The following is a 6,958-nucleotide window of genomic DNA, read 5'->3' as shown; positions in this document are numbered from 1 at the left end:
CGCAATTCCCAGGTTGAGCCCGGGGATTTCACGCCTGTCTTACAAAACCGCCTGCGCACGCTTTACGCCCAGTAATTCCGATTAACGCTTGCACCCTACGTATTACCGCGGCTGCTGGCACGTAGTTAGCCGGTGCTTATTCTTACGGTACCGTCATTAGCCCAGGGTATTAACCCAGACCGTTTCGTTCCGTACAAAAGCAGTTTACAACCCGAAGGCCTTCTTCCTGCACGCGGCATTGCTGGATCAGGCTTGCGCCCATTGTCCAAAATTCCCCACTGCTGCCTCCCGTAGGAGTCTGGGCCGTGTCTCAGTCCCAGTGTGGCTGGTCGTCCTCTCAGACCAGCTACAGATCGTTGGCTTGGTGAGCCTTTACCCCACCAACTACCTAATCTGACATCGGCCGCTCCAATCGCGCGAGGCCTTACGGTCCCCCGCTTTCATCCATAGATCGTATGCGGTATTAGCACAGCTTTCGCTGCGTTATCCCCCACGACTGGGCACGTTCCGATGCATTACTCACCCGTTCGCCACTCGTCAGCACCTTGCGGCCTGTTACCGTTCGACTTGCATGTGTAAAGCATGCCGCCAGCGTTCAATCTGAGCCAGGATCAAACTCTTTAGTTCGATCTTGAATTTACTCATAAAAACGGAATTGAAGTGAACTTCACTTCTATTCTCATGAGCGTTTAAAGTCTTGCGACTTGGTCTCTTTCGAGACCGTTTCGCAATCGCCTTCAAACGCCCACGCTTATCGGCTGTATTTTGTTAATGACCCGTGAGATCGGAAGCAGTATCACTGCCTCCCACTCTTTGCTCCACTGCGATCAGCGAAGCCCACGATTATGACACAGTATTTGCAGCCTTGTCAAAAATTTTCTGATTTTTCAGATCTTTTTTAGCCGCCAGCTCAGCCAGTCACCTGCCTTGCCCCTCTTGCCTCGCTTGCCATTCCAGCCTTGTGACAGGCCGTTTAGCAGCGGAGCCTTGCAGTATACATCAGATTTTTGAGCGGGGTCAACGGTATCGGCAAACTTGCTCAGTGGCTCGTGCGCTGCAGCCTGCAGCCTGGTTCGACGCAAGATGTCGCCGATCTCTCTGTAGCTGGGGGGACCCTCAGAAGGGGTTGCGTTCCTGCCGGGCTTCGGTCGAAATGTTCGCCTGAATGCAGCTGGCTCTGGACACGCCGTCAGAACTGCCCCCGAAGGCTCCTCGCCTTGTGCACGGCCTCAGGCTCCCCCACCCATAATCTTGGGTTCTATTTAGACCGCATTCATGGCACTCATTACTTTACAAGATGCACAACTGGCCTTTGGCCACGTGGCGCTGCTGGACCACACTGACTTTTCACTTGAAGCACAGGAGCGGGTCGGGCTCATAGGCCGCAACGGCACGGGCAAGTCCTCCATGCTCAAAATCCTGGCCGGTCTGGAGAAGCCTGACGACGGCCTGGTGCAGGTTCAGGGTGGACTTAGGGTGGCCTATGTGCCTCAGGAACCGTTGCTGGATTTGGGTGCCTCCGTATTTGAGGTCGCCAGCGTCGGTTTGTCCGATGCCAGAGAAGCTCGCGACCTGTACCTCAGTGGTGCAGACGGTCTGGACCTCGATGCGCTGCAGAACAGGATAGAAGCATTGGACGCTTGGAACTGGGAGCAACGGGTCGAGGAAACCCTGCAACGTTTGCATCTGAATGGCGAAGACCGGGTCGGTGCGCTCTCGGGCGGCAACAAAAAACGGGTGGCCCTGGCCCAGGCGCTGGTGAGCAAGCCCGATGTGTTGCTCCTAGATGAGCCCACCAACCACCTGGACCTGGACAGCATCACCTGGCTGGAGGACCTGCTACTCGACTACCCCGGCAGCATCGTCACCATCAGCCACGATCGCGCTTTTCTCGACCGCGTGGCCACCCGCATGGTCGAGTTGGACCGTGGGCGCCTGCTCAGCTACCCCGGCAACTTTGCTCAGTATCAGCTGCTGAAAGAAGAGCAACTAGCCCAGGAGGCCGTGATCAACGCTCGCGCCGACAAGCTGCTGGCGCAGGAAGAGGTGTGGATTCGCAAGGGCGTGGAAGCCCGGCGCACCCGCGCTCAGGGGCGCATCACGCGGCTGGAAAACCTGCGCTCTCAGCGGGCGCAGCGGCGCGACGCGTTGGGCAACGTGAAGCTCGAGGTAGCCAGTGGTGGTGCCAGCGGCAAGATCGTGGCGGAGTTGGAAAAAGTCAGCAAGTCGTTCCCGCTCACCGAGGGTGGTCGGCGCACCGTGATCCGTGATTTCACCTGCACCATCCTGCGCGGCGACAAGATCGGTCTGATTGGCCCCAATGGCGCGGGCAAAACCACGCTGCTCAAAATCATTCTGGGTGAACTCGCGCCCGACAGCGGCACCGTGCGCCTGGGCAGCAAACAGAGCGTGGCCTATTTCGACCAGATGCGCGACCAGATCGACCTTGACGCCACGCTGGAAGACTTCATCAGCCCCGGCAGCGAGTGGATCGAAATCGGCAACAAGCGCACCCACGTCAAGAGCTACCTGGCCGACTTCCTGTTTTCACCCGCCCGCGCCAACGCCCCGGTGCGCACACTTTCGGGCGGAGAGCGCAACCGCCTGCTGCTGGCGCGCCTGTTTGCGCGCCCGGCCAACGTCCTGGTGCTCGACGAGCCAACCAACGATCTGGACATCGACACTCTGGAGCTGCTGGAAGACCTGCTGCAGCAGTACGACGGCACGGTCTTCCTGGTCAGCCACGACCGGCGCTTTCTGGACAACGTGGTCACCAGCACCATCGTGCACGAGGGCGACGGCCGCTGGCGCGAATACGTGGGCGACGTGCAGGACTGGATGACGCAATCAGCGCGAGCCCAGGTCCTTCAGCGCGAGCGCGAACCGGTCGCTGCGGCGCCGGCCGGCCCACCGCCCGCTGCCGAAACGGCGCCCGCTGCCGCGCCCGCCAAGCGCAAGCTCAGCTACAAGGAGCAGCGCGAGCTGGAGGCCCTTCCGGCCAAGATCGCTGCCCTGGAAACCGAGCAAGCTGAGGTCGAGAAGGCGCTGGGCGGCGGCGCCCTGTACGCCAGCGATCCAGCCCGGGCGGCTCAACTGGGCGCCCGGCATGCCGAAATCGAAGGGGAATGGCTGCTGTCCCTGGATCGTCTTGAGGCCTTGGGCGGCGCCTGAGCCCCAAGCCCGCAGCCAGGCGCCGCCCTCAACGGCCCACCCGTGCCCGCCTCGCCCAGGATTTCCAGCGCGCGCTGCAGGAGCTGCAGCAGGAGAAGGTCCGCACGCGTCAGCTGCTGACCGAGCTGGACCGGCAGAACGCCGAGCTGGACCGCTTGCGCAGCTCGGTGCACCGCGAGTCCAACAGCCGGCTGCTGGCCGAGGAAGCCCTGGATGAGACGCGCGACCGGCTGGAGCTGGCGGTGCAGGCGGCGGGTCTGGCCTTGTGGGACTGGCAGCTGCCGTCGACCCAGGTGTTTCTCACCGCGCGCTGGGGCGAAATGCTGGGCGATGTGGCCATGGACGGGTACTGGGAGAGCGACGACCTGATGAGGCGCGTGCACCCCGACGACCGATCCACGCTGCGATCGCTCACCCACGGTCTGCTCAGCGGCCAGCAACGACAGGCGGTGGCGCAGTTCCGCGTCCGAGGCGCGCAGGGCTGGCTTTGGATCGAAAGCCACGCCATGGTTGCGGAGCGCAACAACCGAGGCAAACCGCTGCGCCTCATGGGCACCCACGCTGATATCGGTGAACGCAAGCGGGCGGAGGCTGAGAGTGCGCAGGCGCGTGAGCTCGCCGAACAGGCCAGCCGGGCCAAAAGCGAATTCCTGGCCAACATCAGCCACGAGGTCCGCACCCCGCTGAATGCCTTGATGGGACTGACACGGCTGCTGATGGAGTCGCCACTCAATGAAGAACAAAAGAGCTGGCTGGACCTGATGGACAGCTCGTCGCAGGCCCTGCTCACCCTGCTCAACGACGTGCTCGATCTCTCTCGCATCGAAGCCGGCAAGATGCAGCTGGAGCAGGCGCACTTCCCGCTGCACGACACACTGGCCGAAGTCAGCGCGGTGTACGCCGAGCAGGCGCGCGCCAAATCGATGGTGTGGACACTGACGATCGCGCCCGAGTTGCCGCTCCGGGCCCAAGGCGACGCTGGTCGGCTGCGCCAGGTGCTCGCCAACCTGCTGTCCAACGCGCTCAAGTTCACGCCGCGCGGGGGTCAGGTCAGCATCCGTGCGTCGCTGTTGCCGCCGGAGCCGACCGGCAGCGCACGGAAATGGCAGCTGCAGGTGCAGGACAGCGGCGTGGGCGTTTCGGCCAAGCAGCAGGCCACCCTGTTTGACGCCTTCACTCAGGCCGACGCCTCCACCGCGCGACGCTACGGCGGCAGCGGGCTGGGGCTGGCGATCTGCGCGCGCCTGGTGCGGCTCATGGGCGGGACGTTGAGCCTGAACAGCGCGCTGGGCCAGGGCAGCTGCTTCACGGTCACGCTGCCGCTGATCGCGGCGGATGAGGTCAACCCCCACAGCGCGCCGCAGGAACTCAACGACGTCGCCCAGGCGGGCGAGCGTTTTGCCGGGCTGCGGGTGCTGGTGGCCGAAGACCACCCGGTCAACGAACTGCTGATGAACCAGCTGCTGCGCCGGCTGGGCTGCAGCGTGCGCAACGCGCGCAATGGCGAAGAGGCGGTGAGCCTCTGGGCCCAGGGCGGCGTGGATCTGGTGCTGATGGACGTGCAAATGCCCGGTACCAATGGCCTGCAAGCCACCCAGCGCATCCGCACCCTGGAAATCGAGCAGGGCCTGGCGCACACCCCCATCGTCGCGGTCACGGCCAATGCCATGAACGGCGATCGGGAAGCCTGCCTGGCCGCCGGCATGGGTGGCTACACGCCCAAGCCGGTGGACCCGCAGGATTTGATGCGGGCGATGGACGAGGCATTGCGCCGCGTCACTTGCGTGCCGGGCGCGCCTGCGCTGGCGCCACCCCCGCGAGCCGAGCCGGAGCCCCGCGGCCCGGCGGCAGCCGACGCGCTCGATGTCGACAAACTGCGGCGGCGCCTGGACGGCGATGAAGCCACCTTGTTGCAGCTCGCGGCTGCCATGCGCAGCGATCTCGGCGATCGCCTCGGCGCACTCGCCAAGGCGCTGCAGACCCGCGATCCGGAGCTGGCCATTGCCCACGCGCATGGGCTCAAGGGCTCGCTGGGCAGCATGACGGCCGAACGTGGCGCGCGCCTGGCCAAAGGCCTGGAGCTGGCGGCGCTGGCGCGCGACTGGACGCTGTTTGGCCGCGCGCTGCCGTTGCTGCAAGCCGAAGCGCGGCAGATCGACGCCGCACTGGCCGTCCTGTTGCTCAGCGCGAAGCCGCCACCAACCGGCTGAAGACGCGCCAGAAGGCCGCATCCTGGGTGGTGGCAAAGTTGATGCGCATCAGCGTGCTGGGCGCACGCGCCGCGTGGAACAGCGCGCCGGGGGCGATCAGGTAGCCCTCGTCCAGCAGGCGCTGCGCCAGCGCCTCGGTCTCCACCCCAGTATCGACCCAGCCGAACAGCCCCGAGGGCTCGGCCACAAAGCGGCAATCGGCGGCGGTGGCCAGCTTCACGCTGCGCACCCGCGCGCCATCGAGCCGAGTACGGATGCGCTCGGCGTGGCGGCGCAGCTGGCCTTGCTCGATGCAGTGGGCCAGCGCGCGCTCCAGCAGACTGGGGGTGGTCAGGGTGCTCAGCAGCTTGGTGTCGAGCAGTCGCTCCACCAGGTCAGCCGGCGCGGCCAGGTAGCCCACGCGCCAGTTGGGCGCCAGGATCTTGGCGAAACCGCTGACGTACACCGTGCGCTGCAAGCCATCGAGCACGCTCATGCGGGTGGCGTGCTCGGGCGCGAGGTGGCTGTAGGTATCGTCCTCGACCACGAAAAAATTGTGCGTCTGCGCCATCTGCAAGACGCGGTGTGCGCTGGCTGGAGACAGTCCGTAGCCGGTCGGGTTGTGCAACACGCTCACGCTCACGAACAGCTTGGGCGCATGCACCTTGCAGTAGCGCGCCATCACCGCCAGATCGGGGCCGAGCGGGCCACGCGGCACCGGCAGGATGCGCATGCCCAACGCATGCAGGCGCGCAAATTCCACCGCCCAGCCTGGCTCTTCCACCATCACGCAATCTCCGGGCTTGAGTAGGGTGCGGCTTACGATGTCGAGCGCATGGGTGGCGCCCACGGTGGTGATGATGCGCTCCGGGTCGGCCGGCATGCCCAGGCCTTGCAGGCGATCGGCCAACACCCGGCGCAGCTGGGCGTCGCCCAGGGGCTCGCCGTAACGCAGGGAGCTGTCGGCCAACACCTTGGGCGCGGTGACGCGGCGCACGGCAGAGGCCATGAAGTCGGTTTCCAGCCAGTCCGGCGGAAACACGCCCATGCCGGGTTGCGGCCGGTCGCCACGGGCGTGAAACATGCCGCGAATCAAGGCTTCGGCATTCACTGGCGCGGCCACGCGCGCGCCCGAGGTCGGCAAGACAGCCCCGGACCCTTGGCGCAGCGGCGCTCGCTCACGCACAAAAAACCCGCGGTTGCGCCGCGCCTCGACCAGACCTTGAGCGAGCAGCTGGTCGTAGGCCGCCACAACAGTGGACGGGCTCAGGCCTTGTTGCGCCGCGCACTGCCGCACGCTGGGCAGGCGGGCTCCCGGCACCAAAAGGCGGTCGCGGATGCGGCTGGCGAAACGCTCGGCCAGCTGTTCGGCCAGCGTCAGCGAGCCGGCGCGGGTGAGCGGTGCGGTGGTCCCGCCCAGCGCTTGGGCGGGGTCGGTCGGTGCGGTTTCGAGCATGGGCAGAAAAAAAGAGAGGCGGCTGTGCCGCAGCGATCGACCACACAGTTTTGAGCGTGATACGGCTATCTGTATGGTCTGTGTGTGGTCGAGCAAGGATAAAGTGCGGAGCATGCTTTTGCAACGCCACCCCGTCGGGCAC

General features: G+C 65.0%; 3 protein-coding genes and 1 rRNA gene. 2 read left to right on the top strand and 2 right to left on the bottom strand.

Translation table 11 applies throughout. The annotated features are described in order from the left end of the window. Positions 1-627: ribosomal RNA gene (locus GPT34_RS15895) — 16S ribosomal RNA — on the bottom strand; the annotation flags it as partial. Between the two features lie 648 nt (positions 628-1,275). On the opposite strand from GPT34_RS15895, the gene abc-f reads away from it, so the two are divergent. Both abc-f and GPT34_RS15885 read left to right on the top strand, forming a co-directional pair. Continuing rightward, on the top strand, positions 1,276-3,171 hold the full coding sequence (gene abc-f, locus GPT34_RS15890; protein ID WP_291014528.1) for a ribosomal protection-like ABC-F family protein: 1,896 nt from the start codon (positions 1,276-1,278) through the stop codon (positions 3,169-3,171). Between the two features lie 155 nt (positions 3,172-3,326). Then, entirely contained in the window at positions 3,327-5,381 is a 2,055-nt protein-coding gene (locus GPT34_RS15885; protein ID WP_291014526.1) for an ATP-binding protein, read from the top strand. Here GPT34_RS15885 and GPT34_RS15880 read toward each other — a convergent pair. Next, positions 5,353-6,816: a PLP-dependent aminotransferase family protein gene (locus GPT34_RS15880; RefSeq protein WP_291014524.1), complete on the bottom strand. Its 1,464-nt coding sequence runs from the start codon at positions 6,814-6,816 to the stop codon at positions 5,353-5,355. The genes GPT34_RS15885 and GPT34_RS15880 overlap by 29 nt on opposite strands. Positions 6,817-6,958 lie beyond the last annotated feature (142 nt).

Source organism: Hydrogenophaga sp. (genome assembly GCF_011390835.1).
Lineage (GTDB): Bacteria > Pseudomonadota > Gammaproteobacteria > Burkholderiales > Burkholderiaceae_C > Hydrogenophaga.
Note: the sequence above shows the minus strand (reverse complement) of the source record. Positions and strands in the feature narration are given on the sequence as shown.